General features: G+C 54.6%; 28 protein-coding genes. 15 read left to right on the forward strand and 13 right to left on the reverse strand.

Going from position 1 to position 20928, the window contains the following annotated elements; genetic code table 11:
- Positions 1-2 precede the first annotated feature (2 nt).
- Both pmrA and pmrB read left to right on the forward strand, forming a co-directional pair.
- Positions 3-665: a two-component system response regulator PmrA gene (gene pmrA, locus L2Y28_RS19765; protein ID WP_022649522.1), complete on the forward strand. Its 663-nt coding sequence runs from the start codon at positions 3-5 to the stop codon at positions 663-665.
- Positions 662-1705, forward strand: a complete 1044-nt coding sequence (gene pmrB / locus L2Y28_RS19770) for a two-component system sensor histidine kinase PmrB (protein ID WP_022649523.1) — start codon at positions 662-664, stop codon at positions 1703-1705. Before pmrA ends, pmrB begins: the two co-directional genes overlap by 4 nt.
- A 33-nt stretch (positions 1706-1738) precedes the next feature.
- Here pmrB and cgtA read toward each other — a convergent pair whose 3' ends face one another.
- From cgtA to rplU, 4 genes are all read right to left on the reverse strand, one after another.
- Positions 1739-2914 carry an Obg family GTPase CgtA gene (cgtA, locus tag L2Y28_RS19775; RefSeq protein ID WP_003861823.1) on the reverse strand — a complete coding sequence of 392 codons (1176 nt, stop codon included), beginning with the start codon at positions 2912-2914 and terminating at the stop codon, positions 1739-1741.
- A gap of 15 nt (positions 2915-2929) precedes the next feature.
- Positions 2930-3895: a DMT family transporter gene (locus L2Y28_RS19780; RefSeq protein ID WP_003861826.1), complete on the reverse strand. Its 966-nt coding sequence runs from the start codon at positions 3893-3895 to the stop codon at positions 2930-2932.
- A gap of 95 nt (positions 3896-3990) precedes the next feature.
- A complete protein-coding gene (gene rpmA / locus L2Y28_RS19785; protein WP_003861831.1) occupies positions 3991-4248 on the reverse strand; it encodes a 50S ribosomal protein L27 in 258 nt (85 codons plus the stop codon).
- A 19-nt stretch (positions 4249-4267) separates the two neighbouring features.
- Positions 4268-4579 (reverse strand): 50S ribosomal protein L21, encoded by a 312-nt coding sequence (gene rplU, locus L2Y28_RS19790; protein WP_003025032.1) that lies wholly within the window; start codon positions 4577-4579, stop codon positions 4268-4270.
- A gap of 257 nt (positions 4580-4836) precedes the next feature.
- Between rplU and ispB the strand changes: the two genes are divergently transcribed.
- Together ispB and sfsB are read left to right on the forward strand one after the other, a co-directional pair.
- A complete protein-coding gene (ispB, locus tag L2Y28_RS19795) occupies positions 4837-5808 on the forward strand; it encodes an octaprenyl diphosphate synthase (protein WP_006812126.1) in 972 nt (323 codons plus the stop codon).
- A 229-nt stretch (positions 5809-6037) separates the two neighbouring features.
- Entirely contained in the window at positions 6038-6325 is a 288-nt protein-coding gene (gene sfsB, locus L2Y28_RS19800) for a DNA-binding transcriptional regulator SfsB (RefSeq protein ID WP_022649524.1), read from the forward strand.
- A 63-nt stretch (positions 6326-6388) separates the two neighbouring features.
- On the opposite strand, the gene murA is transcribed toward sfsB, so the two are convergent.
- From murA to mlaF, 7 genes are all read right to left on the reverse strand, one after another.
- Complete coding sequence (murA, locus tag L2Y28_RS19805; protein WP_006812128.1) at positions 6389-7648, reverse strand: UDP-N-acetylglucosamine 1-carboxyvinyltransferase; 1260 nt, start codon at positions 7646-7648, stop codon at positions 6389-6391.
- A 50-nt stretch (positions 7649-7698) separates the two neighbouring features.
- Positions 7699-7953: a BolA family iron metabolism protein IbaG gene (gene ibaG / locus L2Y28_RS19810; RefSeq protein WP_003861840.1), complete on the reverse strand. Its 255-nt coding sequence runs from the start codon at positions 7951-7953 to the stop codon at positions 7699-7701.
- 126 nt (positions 7954-8079) lie between these two features.
- Positions 8080-8373, reverse strand: coding sequence for a lipid asymmetry maintenance protein MlaB (mlaB, locus tag L2Y28_RS19815; RefSeq protein ID WP_022649525.1), 294 nt, complete (start codon positions 8371-8373; stop codon positions 8080-8082).
- A complete protein-coding gene (gene mlaC / locus L2Y28_RS19820) occupies positions 8373-9008 on the reverse strand; it encodes a phospholipid-binding protein MlaC (protein ID WP_006812130.1) in 636 nt (211 codons plus the stop codon). The genes mlaB and mlaC overlap by 1 nt, the downstream gene beginning before the upstream one ends.
- Positions 9009-9026: 18 nt before the next feature.
- Positions 9027-9575: an outer membrane lipid asymmetry maintenance protein MlaD gene (gene mlaD, locus L2Y28_RS19825; RefSeq protein WP_022649526.1), complete on the reverse strand. Its 549-nt coding sequence runs from the start codon at positions 9573-9575 to the stop codon at positions 9027-9029.
- Between the two features lie 4 nt (positions 9576-9579).
- On the reverse strand, positions 9580-10362 hold the full coding sequence (mlaE, locus tag L2Y28_RS19830) for a lipid asymmetry maintenance ABC transporter permease subunit MlaE (protein ID WP_003861848.1): 783 nt from the start codon (positions 10360-10362) through the stop codon (positions 9580-9582).
- Positions 10363-10369: 7 nt separating this feature from the next.
- Positions 10370-11182 (reverse strand): phospholipid ABC transporter ATP-binding protein MlaF, encoded by an 813-nt coding sequence (mlaF, locus tag L2Y28_RS19835; RefSeq protein WP_022649527.1) that lies wholly within the window; start codon positions 11180-11182, stop codon positions 10370-10372.
- A gap of 227 nt (positions 11183-11409) precedes the next feature.
- On the opposite strand from mlaF, the gene L2Y28_RS19840 reads away from it, so the two are divergent.
- The 11 genes from L2Y28_RS19840 to npr all read left to right on the forward strand — a co-directional run bounded on the left by L2Y28_RS19840 (position 11410) and on the right by npr (position 19329).
- Positions 11410-12387, forward strand: coding sequence for a calcium/sodium antiporter (locus L2Y28_RS19840; RefSeq protein WP_003861852.1), 978 nt, complete (start codon positions 11410-11412; stop codon positions 12385-12387).
- Positions 12388-12400: 13 nt separating this feature from the next.
- Positions 12401-13387: an arabinose-5-phosphate isomerase KdsD gene (kdsD, locus tag L2Y28_RS19845; RefSeq protein ID WP_022649528.1), complete on the forward strand. Its 987-nt coding sequence runs from the start codon at positions 12401-12403 to the stop codon at positions 13385-13387.
- A gap of 14 nt (positions 13388-13401) precedes the next feature.
- Positions 13402-13968, forward strand: a complete 567-nt coding sequence (gene kdsC / locus L2Y28_RS19850; protein WP_017382729.1) for a 3-deoxy-manno-octulosonate-8-phosphatase KdsC — start codon at positions 13402-13404, stop codon at positions 13966-13968.
- Entirely contained in the window at positions 13965-14540 is a 576-nt protein-coding gene (gene lptC / locus L2Y28_RS19855) for an LPS export ABC transporter periplasmic protein LptC (protein WP_022649529.1), read from the forward strand. The genes kdsC and lptC overlap by 4 nt, the downstream gene beginning before the upstream one ends.
- On the forward strand, positions 14509-15063 hold the full coding sequence (gene lptA, locus L2Y28_RS19860; protein WP_006812136.1) for a lipopolysaccharide ABC transporter substrate-binding protein LptA: 555 nt from the start codon (positions 14509-14511) through the stop codon (positions 15061-15063). The genes lptC and lptA overlap by 32 nt, the downstream gene beginning before the upstream one ends.
- Before the next feature lie 6 nt (positions 15064-15069).
- Positions 15070-15795 carry an LPS export ABC transporter ATP-binding protein gene (gene lptB, locus L2Y28_RS19865; RefSeq protein ID WP_003861862.1) on the forward strand — a complete coding sequence of 242 codons (726 nt, stop codon included), beginning with the start codon at positions 15070-15072 and terminating at the stop codon, positions 15793-15795.
- A 47-nt stretch (positions 15796-15842) separates the two neighbouring features.
- Positions 15843-17276: an RNA polymerase factor sigma-54 gene (gene rpoN / locus L2Y28_RS19870; protein ID WP_022649530.1), complete on the forward strand. Its 1434-nt coding sequence runs from the start codon at positions 15843-15845 to the stop codon at positions 17274-17276.
- Positions 17277-17298: 22 nt separating this feature from the next.
- On the forward strand, positions 17299-17586 hold the full coding sequence (hpf, locus tag L2Y28_RS19875; RefSeq protein ID WP_014171818.1) for a ribosome hibernation promoting factor: 288 nt from the start codon (positions 17299-17301) through the stop codon (positions 17584-17586).
- An 82-nt stretch (positions 17587-17668) separates the two neighbouring features.
- Positions 17669-18160: a PTS IIA-like nitrogen regulatory protein PtsN gene (gene ptsN / locus L2Y28_RS19880; protein WP_003861869.1), complete on the forward strand. Its 492-nt coding sequence runs from the start codon at positions 17669-17671 to the stop codon at positions 18158-18160.
- A gap of 45 nt (positions 18161-18205) precedes the next feature.
- A complete protein-coding gene (gene rapZ, locus L2Y28_RS19885) occupies positions 18206-19060 on the forward strand; it encodes an RNase adapter RapZ (RefSeq protein WP_003861870.1) in 855 nt (284 codons plus the stop codon).
- Positions 19057-19329, forward strand: a complete 273-nt coding sequence (gene npr / locus L2Y28_RS19890; RefSeq protein WP_003861872.1) for a PTS phosphocarrier protein NPr — start codon at positions 19057-19059, stop codon at positions 19327-19329. Before rapZ ends, npr begins: the two co-directional genes overlap by 4 nt.
- 39 nt (positions 19330-19368) lie before the next feature.
- Here the strand turns inward: npr and mtgA are convergent, their stop codons facing one another.
- On the reverse strand, positions 19369-20094 hold the full coding sequence (gene mtgA / locus L2Y28_RS19895; protein ID WP_022649531.1) for a monofunctional biosynthetic peptidoglycan transglycosylase: 726 nt from the start codon (positions 20092-20094) through the stop codon (positions 19369-19371).
- Positions 20091-20744 carry an isoprenoid biosynthesis glyoxalase ElbB gene (elbB, locus tag L2Y28_RS19900; RefSeq protein ID WP_022649532.1) on the reverse strand — a complete coding sequence of 218 codons (654 nt, stop codon included), beginning with the start codon at positions 20742-20744 and terminating at the stop codon, positions 20091-20093. Before elbB ends, mtgA begins: the two co-directional genes overlap by 4 nt.
- Positions 20745-20928: the final 184 nt, after the last annotated feature.

Consider the following 20928-nt stretch of genomic DNA (forward strand, 5'->3'; position numbering starts at 1 on the left):
CGATGAAACTACTGATAGTTGAAGACGATCTGTTATTACAGGAAGGGTTAGCGCTGGCACTGGAGAATGAGGGCTACGCCCTGGATTGTGCCGCCACGGCGGCTGAAGCAGATGCCTTGATCCAGAGCGGAGAATACAGCCTTGTGATCCTGGATTTGGGACTGCCGGATAAAGACGGCGCGACGCTGCTCTGCCAGTGGCGTCGTCGCGGAGTGGAGAATCCCGTATTGATTCTTACCGCCCGCGATGCCATTGAAGACAGAATTAACGGGCTGGATTCTGGCGCTGACGATTATCTGGTAAAACCCTTCGCCCTTGCCGAGCTACAGGCTCGCGTACGGGCGTTAATCCGCCGCTATCAGGGCCACAGCGACAACCTGCTGACGGACGGGGATATCACCCTCAATCTGCAAACTCAGCAGGTGCTGCGCCAGTCTCAGCCTGTGGAAGTGACCCCAAAAGAGTTCGCTCTGCTGACGCGTCTGATCATGCGCAGCGGGCAGACCGTGCACCGTGAAACGCTGCAACAGGACATCTACTCCTGGCAGGACGATCCAGGATCAAACACGCTTGAAGTTCACATTCATAATCTGCGCCGCAAGCTCGGTAAAGATCGCATCAAAACCGTACGTGGCGTGGGTTACCGTCTGGAGAGCCAGAAATGAACAGTATGCGCCGGCGATTAATGGTGTTGCTGGCGGTTATACTGCTATTTTTTCAACTGGTTAGCGTAGTCTGGCTGTGGCATGAGAGCCGCGAGCAAATCGGTTTTCTGGTGAACGAAACATTGTCTGCGAAAGCGCGCAACAACCATGTCGAAAAAGAGATCCGCGAAGCCATTGCCTCCCTGCTGGTCCCTTCTCTGGTGATGGTCGGTTTTACCCTGCTCTTCTCATTCTGGGCCGTCACCTGGATCACCCGACCACTCAACAAACTTCGCGCCAGCCTTGCGAACCGTTCGGCGGATAATCTGACTCCTCTGCCGATGTATTCTGATATGGAAGAGATAGGCGCTGTGACCACATCGCTCAATCAACTCCTCGCCCGGCTGGACCACACTATTCAACAGGAACGCCTGTTTACCGCCGATGCGGCACACGAGTTACGTACGCCGCTTGCGGGGATCAGGCTCCATCTGGAACTGATGGCTCAGTCCGGCTCCCCGCAGGCCACGCCACTGATAAACCGGATCGATCAGTTGATGCACACGGTGGAACAGCTGCTGATGCTGGCGCGTGCCGGACAGGCGATGGCCAGTGGCCATTACGATACCGTGAACTGGACTGAGACGATCATTGCACCGCTCAGCCTGGAGCATGAAGCCAGAGAGCATACGGTGATATGGCCTGCTCACAGCCCGCTGACGGTACAGGGCGACGCCGTCCTGTTACGTCTGATGCTAAGGAACCTTCTGGAGAATGCCGCCCGCTACAGCCCGGCAGGCACAACCATTGAAGTGGCATTAACAGCGACGGAAAGCGGTACCCAGGTGAGCGTTACCGATCAGGGGCCGGGTATTGATGAGGCACACCGCCAGTCGATCACCGAACCTTTCCGACGTCTCGACCAGCGCTACGGCGGCAGCGGCCTTGGGCTGAGCATCGTACAGCGTATCGTACAGCTCCATCATGGCTATTTAACGCTGGAGAACGGCGCTGAGGGCGGCCTCATCGCCAGCTGTTGGTTACCGGCGAAAATAGGATAAAAAAAAGCCCCGTTAAGGGGCTTTATACTGAGGTTAGTGCTTGTAGATGAACTCGACGCCTTCTTCGTCGTCTTCATCCCAGTCATCGTCCCAGTCTTCATCATCTTCTTCCGCTTCCAGCTCTTCGAGCTGCTGGCGGTGGTAGTCATCCCACATGAATTCGACTTTTTCAGGCTGTTTTGCCTCTTCTGCCTGAACAACCGGATTCTCGATGATAAAGGTCATCACATCCCAGCAGAGATCTTTCACGCCAACCTGGCTGGCGGCAGAGATCAGGTAGTACTTATCTTCCCAACCCATCGCTTCGGCAATCGCTTTAGCTTTCGCTTCAGCTTCCGCTTTATCCATCAGGTCGATCTTGTTAAATACCAGCCAGCGCGGTTTTTGCGCCAGTTTTTCACTGTATTTCTCCAGCTCACCGATAATGATACGGGCGTTTTCAACCGGATCGGAACCGTCGATTGGATCGATGTCGATGAGGTGCAACAGTACGCGACAACGCTCAAGGTGCTTCAGGAAGCGAATCCCCAGACCGGCGCCTTCTGCTGCCCCTTCAATCAGACCCGGGATGTCAGCGACCACGAAGCTCTTCTCGTTATCCATACGGACAACGCCCAGGCTCGGTACCAGCGTCGTAAACGGATAATCTGCCACTTTTGGTTTCGCCGCAGAGACCGCACGGATAAACGTCGATTTACCGGCGTTTGGCATACCCAGCATCCCCACATCCGCCAGCAGCATCAGTTCCAGTTGCAGGTCGCGCTTATCACCCGGGGTACCCATGGTTTTCTGACGCGGGGTACGGTTAACGGAAGATTTGAAACGGCTGTTACCCAGACCGTGCCAGCCGCCTTTCGCCACCATCAGGCGCTGACCGTGTTTGGTCATATCACCCATGGTTTCGCCCGTGCCCTGATCGATGACACGCGTACCTACCGGCACTTTGATCGTCACGTCTTTACCGCGTTTACCGGTACAGTCGCGGCTCTGGCCATTCTGCCCACGTTCGGCGCGGAAAGATTTTTCGAAACGGTAGTCGATCAGCGTGTTGAGGTTTTCATCCGCCTCCAGCCACACGTCGCCACCGTCCCCACCGTCACCGCCGTCAGGACCGCCACGAGGAATATATTTTTCACGGCGGAAGCTTACACAACCGTTACCGCCATCACCTGCCACGACCAGAATCGTCGCTTCATCAACAAACTTCATTTTACTCTCCGTAACTCATTCGCCTGAGCGGGGGACTATTACAACCGCTTCATTTTTGCGCCAACGCCCCCAGAGACGATGACCAATGGCGGAATACATCGCGCCCGCAACCACGACAAACGCACCGAGATAACCCAACAGGTTGAGCATCGGCTTGACGAAGACATCGGGCCAGGCCATTGATAACAAATCTGAAAATAACAGCGTAAACAGCGGGGTAAGCGTGATTAAGGCGCTAACCTGTGCTGCCTGCCAGCGCGCCATAGCTTCAGCCAGCGCGCCATAACCGACCAGCGTGTTCAGCCCACAAAAAATGAGGCACGCCAGTTGCCAGTCGCTGAGCTGGGTAATCACCCCCGGCTTAGCTAACGGCAATAATGCCAGTGTACACAAAGTGTACAGCAAAAAGAGGATCTGCTGTGAGGCAAGACGACGCAATAACACCTTTTGCGCGACGCCATAACTCACCCAGACCGTTGCTGCACCCACCCCAAAAATGACACCCCAGGTGTAATCCGTCAGGCGGGTAAAAATCTCGATCAGACTGGTGTTAAAGAACATCACCAGACCGCAAAGCAACATGCTTGCCCCGATGATCTGCGTACCGCGCATCTTCTCCTTGAGGATGAATACGCTGGCGACCATCATGCCGACCGGTGATAGCTGACCAATCACCTGAGACGCTGTAGGGCTAAGATATTGCAGGGAAGAGCTGAACAGAATGAAGTTACCGAACAGACCGCCCGTCGCGATAGCCAATAACACCAGCCAGCGCGGTTTTCGGAAGATGCGCAGCGGTGGCAGCTTACCTTTGACGGCCAGAATGGCGCCCAGGCCTATACTTGCCATCAGGAAGCGATAAAACACCACCGTGGGCGGTTCCATCACTTCCAGTACCTGCTTCATTGCAATTGGCAGTGCACCCCAGCACATCGCGGTAGTGAGCGCCAAAAGAATACCAATGCCGGCCTGCTGCTTCATGCCCGTTTTCCCTACAGAAAATTTTCCGGGTTTCCAATGTAAAAAGCCCCGCAACACGTTGCGGGGCTTTAATCCGTTACCGGACCGAGAAAACCTTACTCAGCAACGATGCTGATGTATTTACGGTTGTTCGGGCCTTTAACTTCAAATTTCACTTTACCGTCTGCTTTAGCAAACAGAGTGTGGTCACGACCGCAACCTACGTTGGTACCCGCGTGGAACTTGGTGCCACGCTGACGAACGATGATGCTACCCGCCAGAACGGATTCGCCACCGAAACGCTTAACGCCCAGGCGTTTAGCTTCTGAATCGCGACCGTTACGTGTGGAGCCGCCAGCCTTTTTATGTGCCATTTAAATCTCTCCTCAGGTCTTAGGCGCTGATGCCAGTAATTTTCACATCAGTGAACCACTGACGGTGGCCCTGCTGCTTACGATAGTGTTTACGACGACGAAACTTAACGATTTTAACTTTCTCGCCACGACCGTGAGCAACAACTTCAGCTTTGATAACGCCGCCATCAACGAAAGGAACGCCGATTTTGACTTCTTCACCGTTTGCGATCATCAGAACTTCAGCGAACTCAACAGATTCGCCAGTTGCGATGTCCAGCTTTTCCAGGCGAACGGTCTGACCTTCGCTTACTCGGTGTTGTTTACCACCACTTTGGAAAACCGCGTACATATAAACTCCGCTTCCGCGCACATCCTCGTATGATTCAGAGTGCGCTATAAATATTCACAATAGGGCGCGAATATTACGCAAAACGCGAGCCTTTGACAAGTGCTACCATCAATACATGAAGAAAAAAAACACAACACGTACGGTAACGTTTATCTGAGCCATTTTTTCAGTACAATCAGCAATACTATTTATAAACCGAAACCCTTTGTGTACCCATCTCGTGTGGGATAAACAGGATAAAAAGCCCGGCTTTTGCGATGAATTTAGAAAAAATCAATGAGTTAACCGCGCAAGATATGGCGGGTGTGAATGCAGCAATCCTGGAGCAACTCAACTCTGACGTTCAGCTGATCAATCAGTTGGGCTATTACATCGTCAGCGGCGGCGGTAAACGTATTCGTCCGATGATTGCCATTCTGGCCGCACGCGCGGTTGGCTATCAGGGAAATGCCCACGTCACGATCGCGGCGCTGATCGAATTTATCCACACCGCCACCCTGCTTCATGACGATGTTGTGGATGAATCAGACATGCGTCGTGGCAAAGCCACCGCCAATGCCGCGTTTGGTAATGCGGCAAGCGTTCTGGTAGGGGATTTTATCTATACCCGAGCCTTCCAGATGATGACCAGCCTTGGCTCGCTGAAGGTGCTGGAAGTGATGTCAGAAGCCGTAAACGTTATCGCTGAAGGCGAAGTCCTACAGTTGATGAACGTCAACGACCCGGATATCACCGAAGAAAACTATATGCGGGTGATTTACAGCAAGACCGCACGTCTGTTTGAAGCCGCCGCGCAGTGCTCCGGCATTCTGGCAGGCTGTAGCGAAGCTCAGGAAAAAGGGCTTCAGGACTACGGCCGTTACCTCGGCACCGCGTTCCAGCTGATTGATGATTTGCTGGACTACAGCGCGGATGGCGAAACGCTCGGTAAAAACGTTGGCGATGACCTGAACGAAGGCAAGCCAACGCTGCCGCTGCTCCACGCGATGCGCAATGGCACACCAGAGCAGGCGAAAATGATCCGGGAGGCTATCGAGCAGGGAAATGGTCGCCATCTTCTGGAACCGGTACTGGAAACAATGGCCATCTGTGGTTCCCTTGAATGGACGCGTCAGCGTGCTGAAGAAGAAGCAGACAAAGCCATCGCCGCAATTCAGGTCATTCCCGACAGCCCATGGCGTGATGCGTTAATCGGCCTCGCGCACATCGCCGTCCAGCGCGACCGTTAATCCCCTCCTCATCTCCCTGCGATCTCGTAGGGGGGTTCCAGTACGCACCAATAAATTACATTTACGCGTAAGCTCATCAGGTTACAGGCCGTATGTATAAAGCCGTGCCTTATTCTGAATATTGCTTCTCGTAACATGAACTTTTTAGAACAGATGTTCGAAGTGAGTATAGTAATGCTGTCTTTTCACACGAAACGACGTGGACGATAACGAACACAAGGACAGCATTATGGATACAAAATTCATCGACTGGCATTCTGCTGACATTATTGCGGCACTGCGTAAAAAAGGGACATCGCTGGCTGCCGAATCACGCCGTCATGGGCTGAGCTCGTCGACGCTGGCAAACGCCCTGACCCGCCCATGGCCGAAGGGGGAACTGATTATTGCGACGGCGCTGGATACGCATCCGTGGGTGATATGGCCGTCACGCTATCACGATCCCATTACTCATGAATTTATCGACAGAACGCGCATGATGCGCCAGAGCAAAGCGAAGAAAGCACATCAGGACTGATGCACCCGGATTTACAGGAACAGCAATCCCCCGGCCTGTTCTGGCAGGGGGGTGCCGGAACGATTACTCGCCCTTCACACGCTCGATATTCGCACCCAGCGCGCGCAGTTTGTCTTCAATACGCTCGTAACCACGATCGATGTGGTAGATACGATCGACAACGGTAGTCCCTTCTGCAATACAACCTGCCAGTACGAGGCTCGCAGACGCGCGCAGATCGGTCGCCATCACCTGCGCACCGGACAGTTTTTCAACGCCGTGGCAAATGACCGTGTTGCTTTCAATCTCAGCATGCGCACCCATACGGATCAGTTCCGGTACGTGCATGAAACGGTTTTCGAAGATAGTTTCCGTGATGAAGCCTGTGCCTTCGGCCACCAGGTTCAACAGGGTGAACTGTGCCTGCATATCCGTCGGGAATGCCGGATGTGGCGCAGTGCGCACGTTAACGGCTTTAGGACGCTGCCCGTGCATATCGAGGCTGATCCAGTCTTCACCAATTTCAATGTCCGCACCCGCATCGCGCAGTTTCGCCAGCACCGCATCCAGGGTATCCGGTTGTGCGTTACGACAAACAATCTTACCGCCAGAAATGGCAGCCGCTACCAGGAAAGTACCGGTTTCGATACGGTCTGGCAGTACGCGGTACACACCACCACCCAGACGTTCAACGCCTTCGATGGTGATACGGTCTGTGCCCTGCCCGCTGATCTTCGCCCCCAGCGCGACCAGGAAGTTCGCGGTATCCACGATTTCCGGCTCTCGGGCGGCGTTTTCGATGATGGTAGTGCCTTCTGCCAGCGTAGCAGCCGACATGATGGTTACCGTTGCGCCCACGCTCACTTTGTCCATGACAATGTGCGCGCCTTTCAGGCGACCATTGACGGACGCTTTAACGTACCCCTCTTCCAGCTTGATCTCCGCGCCCAGTTTTTCCAGACCGAAGATATGCAGGTCGACTGGACGGGCGCCGATAGCGCATCCGCCCGGCAGTGAAACCTGTCCCTGACCGAAACGCGCAACCAGCGGGCCAAGCGCCCAGATGGAAGCACGCATGGTTTTCACCAGCTCATACGGCGCTGAGAAGTTGTTCACGTTGCTGGCATCGATCCAGACGGAACCGTTACGCTCCACTTTGGTGCCCAACTGGCCGAGCAACTTCATGGTCGTGTCGATATCTTTCAGCTTCGGTACGTTCTGGATCTCTACCGGCTCTTCTGCGAGCAGCGCAGCGAAAAGAATGGGCAGCGCGGCGTTTTTAGCGCCAGAAATTGTGACTTCGCCCTGGAGACGCGTGGGTCCCTGTACACGAAATTTATCCATCGTTTGCTCTCTTATAAATTCAACCGTGCTGCGGGCGCTTCGCCCTCAGCTCAAAAACCGTTTAGTTTGCGATCGCGTGCCCACTCCTGTGGGGTGAACGCTTTAATCGACAGGGCGTGGATGCGGTTATCCGCAATGTATTCCATCAGCGGCGCGTACACAGCCTGCTGTTTCTTCACGCGACTCATTCCGTCGAACATCTCACCCACAGCAATAACCTGGAAGTGACTGCCATCGCCAGAGACGTGGGCTTCCTGAAGGGAGAGTGCATTCATCAGCACTGTCTGGATTTCATTATTTTCCATGGGGTCTACATCATCTGATAGTGAAAACAAGCTCAACATCTTAGAGCAAAGTGGCGCGGTCTTAAACAAGCAAAAAGCCCCGACGCGTAAACTGTCGGGGCTTTCGGAAGTAACGTACTGAAAAAGTTAGCGAGGTAATACGTCTTCAGGCAAATTGTAAAGCTGTGCAAGGGTTACGACATTATCGCTTACCCCCGTCAGGGTGACGCTACTCCCCTGCTTTTTGCCCGTGGCCACCAGGTGCGCCAGCAGGGCGATACCGGCGGTATCTACCCGCGTGACGCCATGGAGATCAATCAACGTCACGCCCTGCATCGCGTTATGGCGAGCGTCCCACAGCGGGTTAAGCAGATCCTGATCCAGCTCTCCCGTCAGCGTCAACGTCTCGCCGTCACGCGCCCAGCTAAGCTGCTGTGACATTACTTCTTCTCGTCCAGGGTAATTTTCTGACGAGAGATGGACTGAAGCTGAGCCGTCAGGCCATCGATGCCTTTGGTGCGCAGCAGATCGCTCCACTCGTTCTGTTTAGTGGTGATCATGCTGACGCCTTCAGCGATCATGTCGTACGCCTGCCAGTTTCCGGTCTGGCTGTTTTTACGCCACTGGAAGTCCAGGCGTACCGGTGGACGACCGTTTGGATCGATAATCGTCACGCGGATAGGAATGATGGTGGCATCGCCCAGCGGCTGTTCAGGGGCAATCTGATAGGTCTGCCCGTGGTACATCGCCAGCGCCTGGCCGTAAGCCTGTTTCAGGTATTCACGGAACGCCGCAAAGTAAGCCTCGCGCTGCGCCGGGGTCGCGTCTTTGTAGTAACGGCCCAGCACCAGTGCGCCCGCGTACTTGATCTGCACATACGGCAGCAGCTCCTGATCCACCACATCGCGCAGATAATCAGGGTTAGAACGGATTTTGGGCTGTTCGTTTTTAAGACGGTCGAAGGTTTTCTTCGCGGCCTCATCCATCAGTTTGTACGGGTTACTCTGATCCGCAGCGTGCGCCGCGGTTAGAGGGGCAATGACCAGCATGGCAACCATTAACAGTCGTTTAAACATGAATGACTTCTCCTGAAATTAATTCGTCGCGCCTGGCGTCGGTTCGACGTTGGTGTGGTCTTCACTCTGCGCAGGGGCATCGTCAGACTTTTTATCATCCCCTTTACTGTTGTAAAGGAACTGACCAATCATATCTTCCAGCACCATCGCTGACTTGGTATCCTGGATTACGCTACCGTCTTTAAGGATAGACGTTCCCAGCTCAGGATCTTCAAAACCAACGTTAAGGGCCAGATATTGCTCCCCCAGCAGGCCAGAGGTGCGGATAGAGAGCGAGCTGGTGTCCGGAATGTGGTTATAGCGTTCTTCGATATCCATTGCGACGCGCGGCAGATAGGTTTTCTCATCAAGCGTAATGTCAGCGACACGTCCAATAACGACGCCACCAATACGGACCGGTGAGCGCGCCTTCAGGCCGCCGATATTATCGAAAGTCGCGTAGACGCGATACGTCGGCTCGGTGCGAACAGAGGTGATGTCCGCCGCGCGCAGGCAGATAAACAGCGCGGCCAGCAGCGCCAGAAGCAAAAACACGCCAACCCAAATTTCATTTTTTCTCGTTTGCATGAACTCAATTCCCAAACATCAGTGCGGTGAGCACAAAATCCAGACCTAAAACGGCCAGCGACGAATGTACGACAGTACGCGTCGTTGCACGGCTAATGCCCGCCGACGTCGGAATGGCATCGTAACCATTAAACAACGCAATCCAGGTAACCGTCACAGCGAAAACCACGCTCTTGATCAGACAGTTCACCAGATCCATCCGCAGATCGATGGCGTCCTGCATGGCAGACCAGAAGAACCCGGCATCAATGCCTTTCCAGTTGACGCCAACCAGCGCGCCTCCCCAGATACCTACCGCCACAAAGAGGATAGTCAGTAACGGTAAGGAGATAACCCCGGCCCAGAAGCGCGGCGAGATCACCCGGCGCAGCGGATCGACCGCCATCATCTCCATACTGGAGAGCTGCTCTGTGGCGCGCATCAGGCCAATTTCAGCCGTCAGCGCTGATCCGGCACGCCCGGCGAACAGCAGCGCTGCTACAACCGGCCCGAGTTCACGCAGCAGCGAGAGCGCCACCAGCATGCCAAGGCTGGTTTCCGCGCTGTAGGTTGTCAGCACCAGATACCCCTGCAACCCCAGCACCATGCCAATAAACAGACCCGACACGATGATGATAAGCATCGACAGCACGCCGACGTTATAAAGCTGCCGCACCAGTAACGGCGCATGCTTGCGGAACTCCGGTTTGCCAACCAGCGCGTTGAACAACATTAATCCGGCACGCCCGAACGTACTGATGGTTTTTAGGCCACGGTGTCCAAGACCCGCCAACGCATTTAACAGCATGAGTGGATTAACTCCCTATTCCCAGTAAATCGTCATGATAGTCGCCCGCCGGATAGCGGAAAGGCACCGGCCCATCTGCGATACCGTCCAGGAACTGCCGCACGCGCGGATCGCCATTCTCCTGCAACGCCTGAGCGCTGCCGTGGGCGACGATCTTTTTGTCAGCCACAATATAGGCATAATCAGCAATGCTCAGCACTTCCGGCACGTCGTGGGAAACCACCACGCAGGTGACGCCAAGGGCGCTGTTCAGCTCCGAGATTAACTTCACCAGCACGCCCATGGTGATAGGGTCCTGCCCGACGAACGGTTCATCGAACATGATTAAATCGGGTTCCAGGGCAATAGCACGCGCCAGCGCGGCGCGGCGCGCCATCCCACCCGAGAGTTCGGACGGCATAAGTTTCGCAGCCCCCCGCAACCCCACAGCTTCGAGCTTCATCATCACCGTGCTGTGCAACAGCGCAGGAGGAAGATGGGTGTGCTCACGCAGCGGATAGGCCACGTTGTCAAATACGTTCATATCGGTGAACAGCGCACCCGACTGAAAGAGCATGCTCATCCGTTTGCGAACCGTGTAGAGGCGCGAGCGAGACATCTCCGGGACGTTTTCACCGTCGAAGAGAATTTCGCCGCTATCAGGGGGGATTTGCCCGCCGATAAGACGCAGCAACGTCGTTTTACCGATCCCTGACGGCCCCATGATGGCGGTGATTTTACCGCGCGGCACGGTCAGCGAAATATCATCAAATATCACCCGGTTGCCGCGAGAAAAACTGACGCCCCGGACATCGACTATATTCGCCATCGTTTGGCTCATTTATGGTTCCTTACTTACCTTGCTTCACTGCTGGCATGAAGCGTAAATCAGCCCTAAACCCCGCATTTTTACAGAATATTCACTATTGGGGTTAGCGAAAGCTGGCATTTGTTTTACTTTTCCGGCGCATAAAGTCAAAATTAGGAATTCGTCACGTCTCAGACTTCATCTGGCGCTAAAATTCGTGCGCAGTGGACCAGCGAGTATACCTGAAGAAAGGACTTTTGATGCTTTTAGCAACAGCACTGTTAATAATTGGTTTACTGTTGGTGGTCTACAGTGCTGACCGTTTGGTCTTTGCCGCATCCATTCTCTGTCGACTCATTGGCATGCCGCCCATCATTATTGGGATGACGGTGGTCAGTGTAGGCACATCGCTTCCTGAAATCATCGTTTCTGTTTCAGCCTCGTTGCATGGCCAGGTTGACCTCGCTATTGGCACTGCGATTGGCTCTAACATCGTCAATATCTTGCTGATTTTAGGCTTAGCCGCATTACTGCATCCATTTCGCGTACATTCCGATGTTTTGCGTCGTGAATTGCCGCTAATGTTAGTCGTCAGTCTGCTGGCAGGCTATGTGCTTTATGACGGGGTGCTGAGCGTCGGTGACGGTATATTCCTGCTCGCCCTGGCCGTGATCTGGTTGCTTTACAGCGTGAAGATCGCACGTCTGGCGGAAAAACAGGGTAATGATAGCCTCACGCGTGAGCATCTCGCCGAGCTGCCACGGGAAGGGACCTTACCCGTCGCCCTGCTGTGGCTGGGCGTCGCGCTGATTATAATGCCAATGGCCACGCGGATGGTGGTCGATAACGCGACGGTGCTGGCGAACGCGTTTGCGATGAGCGAACTGACAATCGGTCTGACGGTCATCGCCATCGGCACCAGCCTGCCAGAGCTGGCTACCGCCATCGCCGGGGCGCGTAAAGGGGAAGATGATATCGCCATTGGCAATATCATTGGTTCGAATATTTTCAATATCGCGATCGTGACGGGGCTGCCGGCATTAATCTCACCGGGGCCGTTTAACCCTATGGTCTTCACGCGCGATTACGGTGTGATGCTACTGGTCAGCGTAATTTTCGCCCTGCTCTGCTGGCGGCGAAAAGAGCAGATCGGCAAAGGCGCGGGCGCGCTGCTGACGGGTGGATTTATCGTATGGCTGGCGATGCTGTACTGGCTCTCGCCACTTCTCTCTGGGTAAACGGAAACGCATTATGTCGCAAATAGAATTGCAGCCGGGTTTTGACTTTCAGAAAGCAGGCAAAAACGTTCTGGAGATTGAACGTGAAGGTCTGGCGCAGTTAGATCAGTACATTAATCAGGATTTTAGTCTGGCCTGTGAGAAGATGTTCTACTGCGCCGGTAAAGTCGTGGTGATGGGGATGGGCAAATCCGGCCATATCGGGCGCAAAATGGCGGCGACCTTTGCCAGTACCGGCACGTCGTCATTCTTCGTTCATCCCGGTGAAGCCGCGCACGGTGACCTCGGCATGGTTACGCCGCAGGACGTGGTTATTGCGCTGTCCAACTCCGGGGAATCGAATGAAATCCTGGCGTTGATCCCGGTGCTGAAGCGTCTGCACGTACCGCTGATTTGCATGACCAGCCGCCCGGAAAGCAGCATGGCGCGTGCGGCAGATATTCACCTGTGCGTGAAGGTGCCGAAAGAAGCCTGTCCGCTGGGGCTGGCGCCGACCTCCAGCACAACCGCCGCGCTGGTGATGGGCGATGCCCTTGCCGTTGCGCTGCTGGAAGCCCGCGGTTTTACGCCTGAAGATTTCGCTCTGTCTCACCCCGGCGGCGCGCTCGGGCGCAAACTGCTGCTGCGGGTCAACGATATTATGCACACCGGGGATGAGATCCCGCACGTCAGCAAAGAGGCCTCTTTGCGCGACGCGTTACTGGAGATCACCCGTAAAAACCTGGGCATGACGGTTATCTGCGACGATCTGATGAAGATTCAGGGCATTTTCACCGACGGCGACCTGCGCCGGGTATTCGATATGGGTGTGGATGTCCGAACGCTGGGCATCGCTGATGTAATGACACCAGGCGGGATCCGCGTCCGTCCGGGCACGCTGGCGGTAGATGTACTGAACCTGATGCAGTCCCGTCATATTACCTCAGTGATGGTTGCCGATGGCGACCAACTGCTGGGTGTGGTACATATGCATGATCTGCTGCGCGCTGGCGTAGTGTAATGAAGGATAAGACAATGAGTAATGCGGGTGCATCCCTTGCAACCTGTTATGGCCCGGTGAGCGCCCACATGATGGCAAAGGCGGAAAATATCCGCCTGCTGATCCTCGATGTGGATGGTGTGCTCTCCGACGGTCTGATTTATATGGGCAATAACGGCGAAGAGCTGAAAGCCTTTAACGTTCGCGACGGTTACGGTATCCGCTGTGCGCTCACGTCCGGTATTGAAGTTGCAATCATCACCGGGCGGAAAGCTAAACTGGTAGAAGATCGGTGTGAAACGCTGGGCATTACCCATCTCTATCAGGGGCAGTCTGATAAGATGGTAGCCTTCCGGGATCTGTTGGGAAAACTGGCCATTGCACCAGAGAATGTGGCATACGTCGGGGATGATTTGATCGACTGGCCAGTCATGGCGGAGGTGGGTCTGAGCATCGCCGTGGCTGACGCGCACCCGCTGCTGATCCCGCGTGCTGATTATGTTACCCATATTCACGGTGGCCGCGGCGCCGTCCGCGAAGTCTGCGATCTGCTTCTGCTGGCGCAGGGCAAGCTTGATGAGGCGAAAGGGCAATCGATATGAGTAAAACCAGACGTTGGGTTATCATTCTGCTTGCGCTTGTCGCCCTGGTACTGATTGGCGTAAACCTCGCTGACCGCGAAGATACGCAAGCGGAAGTGGTTAACACGAGCGACCCGACCTATAAAAGCGATCACAGCGACACCGTGGTCTATAGCCCGGAAGGCGCGCTGAACTATCGCCTCGTTGCTCAGCATGTAGAATATTTTTCAGATGACGGTACTTCGTGGTTTACCCAACCGGTCATGACCACCTTTGATACGGACAAAGTGCCGACGTGGTCTATCAAGTCTGACCGGGCAAAACTGACAAATGACCGTATGCTTTACCTGTATGGTCACGTTGAAGTCAACGCCCTGACCGCTGACGCGCAACTGCGAAAAATTACGACGGATAACGCCCAGATCAACCTGGTCACCCAGGATGTCACGTCGCAGGATTTAGTCACCCTGTATGGCACAACATTTAATTCCAGCGGTTTAAGAATGCGCGGGAACTTACGCAGCAAAAACGCCGAGCTGATTGAAAAGGTTAGAACCTCCTATGAAATTCAAAACAAACAAACTCAGCCTTAAAGTTGTTATCGCCAGCGCGCTGCTGGCGGCCAGTCTTCCCGCGCTTGCTGTGACTGGCGACACCGAACAGCCGATTCATATTGAATCCGATACCCAGTCTCTGGATATGCAGGGTAACGTCGTCACCTTTACCGGCAACGTGGTCATGACCCAGGGCACCATCAAAATCAACGCCGACAAAGTGGTCGTTACCCGACCGGGCGGCGAGCAGGGCAAAGAGATTATCGATGGTTATGGCAACCCGGCCACCTTCTACCAGATGCAGGACAACGGCAAGCCGGTGAAAGGCCATGCCTCGCATATGCACTATGAACTGGCGAAGGATCTGGTCATCCTGACCGGTAATGCTTACCTGGAACAGCTGGACAGCAATATCAAAGGCGACAAGATCACTTATCTGGTGAAAGAGCAGAAAATGCAGGCCTCCAGTGAAAAAGGCAAACGCGTCACGACCGTTCTTGTGCCTTCGCAATTGCAGGACAAGAACAACGGCCAGGCTCCGGCACAGAAAAAGAGTAACTAATTCGTTATGGCAACTTTAACTGCAAAAAACCTCGCGAAAGCGTATAAGGGCCGCCGCGTCGTCGAAGATGTCAGTCTGACCGTCAACTCCGGCGAAATCGTGGGTTTGCTTGGCCCTAACGGGGCGGGTAAAACCACGACCTTCTACATGGTGGTGGGCATCGTCCCGCGTGACGCCGGCAACATCATCATCGATGATGAAGATATCAGCCTGCTGCCACTGCATGCCCGCGCGCGTCGTGGCATCGGCTATCTGCCGCAGGAAGCCTCCATCTTCCGCCGCTTAAGCGTGTTCGACAACCTAATGGCCGTGCTTCAGATCCGTGACGATCTGACCAGCGAGCAGCGCACTGACCGTGCGAACGAGCTGATGGAAGAGTTTCATATCGAACATCTGCGTGACAGCCTCGGTCAGGCGCTGTCAGGTGGTGAACGCCGCCGCGTTGAGATTGCGCGCGCGCTGGCAGCAAACCCGAAATTTATCCTGCTGGATGAACCGTTTGCGGGCGTTGACCCCATCTCCGTTATCGATATCAAACGTATTATTGAGCACCTGCGCGACAGCGGGCTTGGCGTGCTGATCACGGACCACAACGTTCGTGAAACGCTGGCCGTGTGTGAGCGCGCCTACATAGTGAGCCAGGGCCATCTGATTGCCCACGGTACGCCGCAGCAAATCCTCGAAGATGAGCATGTTAAGCGCGTGTACCTTGGGGAAGACTTCAGACTCTGATAGGGTAGAGGTTAAGTCACGCCGAACCGGAGAAAAACGCTCTGAACATGAAGCAAGGTTTGCAATTACGGCTCAGCCAGCAACTGGCCATGACGCCGCAGCTACAACAGGCAATCCGTCTGTTGCAGCTGTCCACGTTAGAACTCCAGCAGGAGCTCCAGCAGGCGCTGGACAGCAATCCGCTGCTGGAGCAAACCGATCTTCATGACGAGGTAGACGCTCAGCAGACGCAGGACACAGAAACGCTCGACTCCGTAGATGCGCTCGAACAGAAAGAGATGCCGGAGGAACTGCCGCTGGATGCCAGCTGGGATGAAATCTACACCGCGGGTACCCCTTCCGGGACGCGTGCAGATTACCAGGACGATGAACTCCCGGTCTACCAGGGCGAAACTACCCAGTCGCTTCAGGACTACCTGATGTGGCAGGTGGAGCTGACGCCTTTCTCCGATACCGATCGCGCCATTGCCACCTCGATTGTCGATGCCGTTGACGACACGGGCTATTTGACCGTGACGCTGGACGAGATTCTGGAAAGCATCGGCGATGACGAGATTGAACTGGAAGAGATCGAAGCCGTCCTGAAACGCGTTCAGCGTTTCGACCCGATTGGCGTCGCCGCGAAAGATCTGCGCGACTGCCTTCTGATCCAGCTTTCGCAGTTTGCCAAAGAGACACCGTGGATTGACGAAGCCCGGCTCATCATCAGCGAGCATCTGGATTTGCTGGCAAATCACGACTTCCGCACCCTGATGCGCGTCACGCGCCTCAAAGAAGAGGTGCTGAAGGAAGCGGTGAATCTGATCCAGTCACTCGATCCGCGTCCGGGGCAATCTATCCAGACCAGCGAACCGGAATACGTTATTCCTGATGTGCTGGTGAGAAAACACAATGGCCGCTGGGTCGTTGAACTGAACGCCGACAGCATTCCTCGCCTGCAAATCAACCAGCAATACGCCTCCATGTGCACCAGCGCCCGTAACGACGCTGATAATCAATACATTCGCAGCAACCTTCAGGAAGCACGCTGGTTGATTAAGAGTCTGGAAAGCCGTAATGACACGCTGCTGCGCGTCAGCCGCTGTATTGTCGAACAGCAGCAGGCATTCTTTGAGCAGGGCGAAGAATTTATGAAACCGATGGTGCTGGCGGACATCGCCCAGGCCGTCGAGATGCATGAATCAACCATTTCCCGCGTGACCACGCAGAAGTATCTGCACAGCCCACGCGGTATTTTTGAGCTTAAGTATTTCTTCTCCAGCCACGTGAACACCGAAGGCGGCGGCGAAGCCTCGTCAACAGCTATTCGCGCACTGGTGAAGAAGTTGATCGCCGCGGAGAACCCCGCGAAGCCACTCAGTGACAGTAAGTTAACCACCATGCTGTCCGATCAGGGTATTATGGTGGCACGCCGTACTGTCGCGAAGTATCGAGAGTCTTTATCCATTCCGCCGTCTAACCAGCGTAAACAACTGGTTTGACACAACCGATAAGGAAGACACTATGCAGCTCAATATCACCGGACATAACGTCGAAATTACTGAGGCTTTACGCGATTTTGTAAACGCTAAGTTCGCGAAACTCGAGCAGTATTTCGAGAGGATCAACCAGGTCTATGTTGTGTTGAAAGTGGAGAAAGTGACGCATATCTCGGATGCGACCCTGCACGTCAACGGAGGGGAACTTCATGCCAGTGCGGAAGGGCAAGACATGTACGCGGCTATCGACGGCTTGATTGATAAGCTTGCGAGACAGCTCAATAAACATAAAGATAAACTGAAACAACACTAATTGTCCGGGCAGTTAACGGGTGCAGGACGGCCTGTTGTGAAACACAACAGGCCATTTGTACAGTTAGCGCTTAGGTGAAATTATGATAAACAACGATTCCGCTCTTCAACTGAGCAATGTCCTTAACCAGGATTGTACCCGCAGTGGCGTTCACTGCCAGAGCAAAAAACGTGCGCTGGAAATCATCAGTGAGCTGGCCGCAAAACAGCTGGGTCTGCCGCCGCAGATCGTGTTTGAAGCCATTCTGACCCGTGAAAAAATGGGCAGTACCGGCATCGGCAATGGCATTGCGATCCCGCATGGCAAGCTGGAAGAAGATACGCTGCGTGCCGTGGGGGTGTTTGTGCAACTGGAAACGCCTATCGCTTTTGACGCCATCGATAACCAGCCTGTGGATCTGCTCTTCGCGCTGCTGGTTCCTGCCGATCAGACCAAAACCCACCTGCACACGCTGTCGCTGGTTGCCAAACGTCTGGCGGATAAAACCATTTGTCGTCGACTGCGCTCAGCTCAAAGTGATGAAGAGCTTTATCAAATTATCACTGAAGCAGAAGGCAATCAGGATGAGGCATAATCGGGAAAGGGCCTTCAGAACGGCAGCCCTGAGGAGAAACGGAAAATGGTGCTGATGATCGTCAGCGGTCGTTCGGGGTCCGGGAAGTCCGTGGCCCTGCGCGCGCTGGAAGACATGGGATTTTACTGCGTAGATAACCTGCCGGTAGTGCTGTTACCCGATCTGGCGCGGACGCTGGCGGACAGGCAAATCTCTGCCGCCGTCAGTATTGACGTGCGTAACATGCCGGAATCGCCGGAAATCTTCGAGCAGGCAATGAACAGTCTGCCGGAGTGCTTCTCGCCTCAGCTCTTGTTCCTGGATGCTGACCGCAACACGCTGATCCGCCGTTACAGCGATACACGTCGTTTGCATCCGCTCTCGAGTAAAAATCTTTCGCTGGAAAGCGCCATTGATAAAGAGAGCGATCTGCTTGAGCCGCTGCGTTCCCGGGCCGACCTGATTGTCGACACTTCAGAAATGTCCGTCCACGAGCTGGCGGAAATGCTGCGTACTCGCTTACTCGGCAAGCGCGAGCGCGAACTGACGATGGTGTTTGAATCCTTCGGCTTTAAGCACGGTATCCCTATCGATGCGGATTACGTTTTTGATGTGCGTTTCCTGCCGAACCCACACTGGGATCCGAAACTGCGTCCGATGACCGGTCTGGATAAGCCGGTGGCGGCGTTCCTCGACCGACACACAGAAGTACACAATTTTATCTACCAGACGCGAAGCTACCTTGAGCTATGGTTACCTATGCTGGAGACAAACAATCGTAGCTATCTGACGGTGGCGATTGGCTGTACCGGCGGTAAACATCGTTCGGTCTACATTGCCGAACAGCTGGCCGATTACTTCCGCTCACGCGGGAAGAACGTTCAGTCCCGTCATCGCACGCTGGAAAAACGTAAAACATGACCGTAAAACAGACCGTCGAAATCACCAATAAGCTGGGCATGCATGCGCGCCCGGCGATGAAGCTGTTTGAACTGATGCAGGGTTTTGATGCTGAGGTGCTGCTGCGCAACGATGAGGGAACCGAGGCAGAAGCCAACAGCGTGATTGCGCTGCTGATGCTGGATTCTGCCAAAGGCCGCCAGATTGAAGTTGAAGCCACCGGCCCGCAGGAAGAAGAAGCGCTGGCGGCAGTGATTGCCCTGTTTAACGCCGGGTTTGACGAAGATTAACGTTCGCCACGTCGGCGGGTAGCGCTGCGCTTACCCGCTTTACATAAGATTATTTCGCTCCATAAACCCTTCCCCACCCAGCTGACGCATCTGGCGCATAATCCACGCCTGGCGGCTTCGCACGTAGCCTGACGGCGCGCTGGCCTTAAAACGCAGCGGGTTCGGCAGCACGGCGGCAAGCAGTGCCGCTTCGGACATAGTCAGCCTGCTGGCGGGCTTGCCAAAATAGCGCTGCGATGCCGATTCGACGCCAAACACGCCGTCACCAAACTCCGCGATATTCAGGTAGACGGTCAAAATGCGTTTTTTGCTCCACACCGTCTCGACGCCCAGCGTCAGCCCGGCCTCCAGCCCTTTTCTCACCCAGCTGCGACCGTCCCATAAGAACAGATTTTTTACCGTCTGCTGAGAAAGCGTCGACGCACCGCGGACGCGGTTTTCATGACGTTCATTATGATCCAGCGCCTTCTCGATAGCCGCCACGTCAAAACCCCAGTGCTCCGGGAATTTCTGATCTTCTGCCGCAATGACCGCCAGCCCCATCCACGGGGAGATTTCATCCATGCCGACCCAGTCTGAGTGGGCAACATAGCCAAAATCACCCGAGAGCCAGGCGCTAATCTGCCGCTCTGCCATCACGGCCGAGAACGGGACGGGCAGGATGCTGAACAGCGCAATGCCTCCGCCCCAAAAAACGGCCAGGACCAGCACAATACGCAGCAGGATCCGTTTTAACCACCCGCCAGGGGATAATTTACGGCTCATTCGGTAAGAACCAGCACTCTGTCCACCAGCTTTTCAATGCCTGCAGCAGCCTCGGCAATGTTCTGCGCCAGCATATACGCCGGCGTGGTGACGATTTTATTGTCCTCATCCACTACAATGTCGTCTACCGGACATGGCACGTGTTCGCCGCCCATATCTTCGACAATTTCAGCAGTATCAATGTCGGTTCCGATCGTGAGCCGCAGCGGGAAATCAAAAATTTTCGGCAGCATGGCTGGCGCAATGCAGATAAAGCCCTGCGGCTTACCTGCCGCATGCATCGCCAGCGATAGCGCTTTCAAATCGGGATCGACATGGCACGCCGCGCCTTGCGTTGCAAACGTGCTCAGGTTTTTCGCCGCGCCAAAGCCGCCCGGCACGATGAGCGCATCTAGCTCAGCCGCATCGGCCTGTACCAGCGGATGAATATCCCCGCGCACAATACGCGCCGCTTCAATCAGCACGTTACGGCTTTCCGCCATTGGCTCGCCGGTAAGATGATTAACCACGTCTGCCTGCGTTTTATCCGGAGCGAAGCAGATAACGTCGGCCCCCTGGCGCGATAATGCCAGCAGCGTTAACACGGTTTCATGTATCTCTGAACCATCGTAAACGCCACATCCGCTCAGCACGACACCCACTTTCTTCATTCTGACGATCCTTCTATGCAACTCGCTGAAGCACATTAAAAATTCTGATTAAAACGCTATGCTTCACACATTTCACTGATTCATGTAACAAACTGTTTAAGATTTGCTATCTTATCTGCGTGCGGCCTTAATTTTCAGGCGGCGTCCATGCGAAAACAACCCATAAAAATCAGGCGCAGCCACG

It is taken from the genome of Enterobacter sp. JH25 (assembly GCF_021725435.1).
Classification (GTDB): Bacteria; Pseudomonadota; Gammaproteobacteria; order Enterobacterales; family Enterobacteriaceae; genus Enterobacter; species Enterobacter intestinihominis.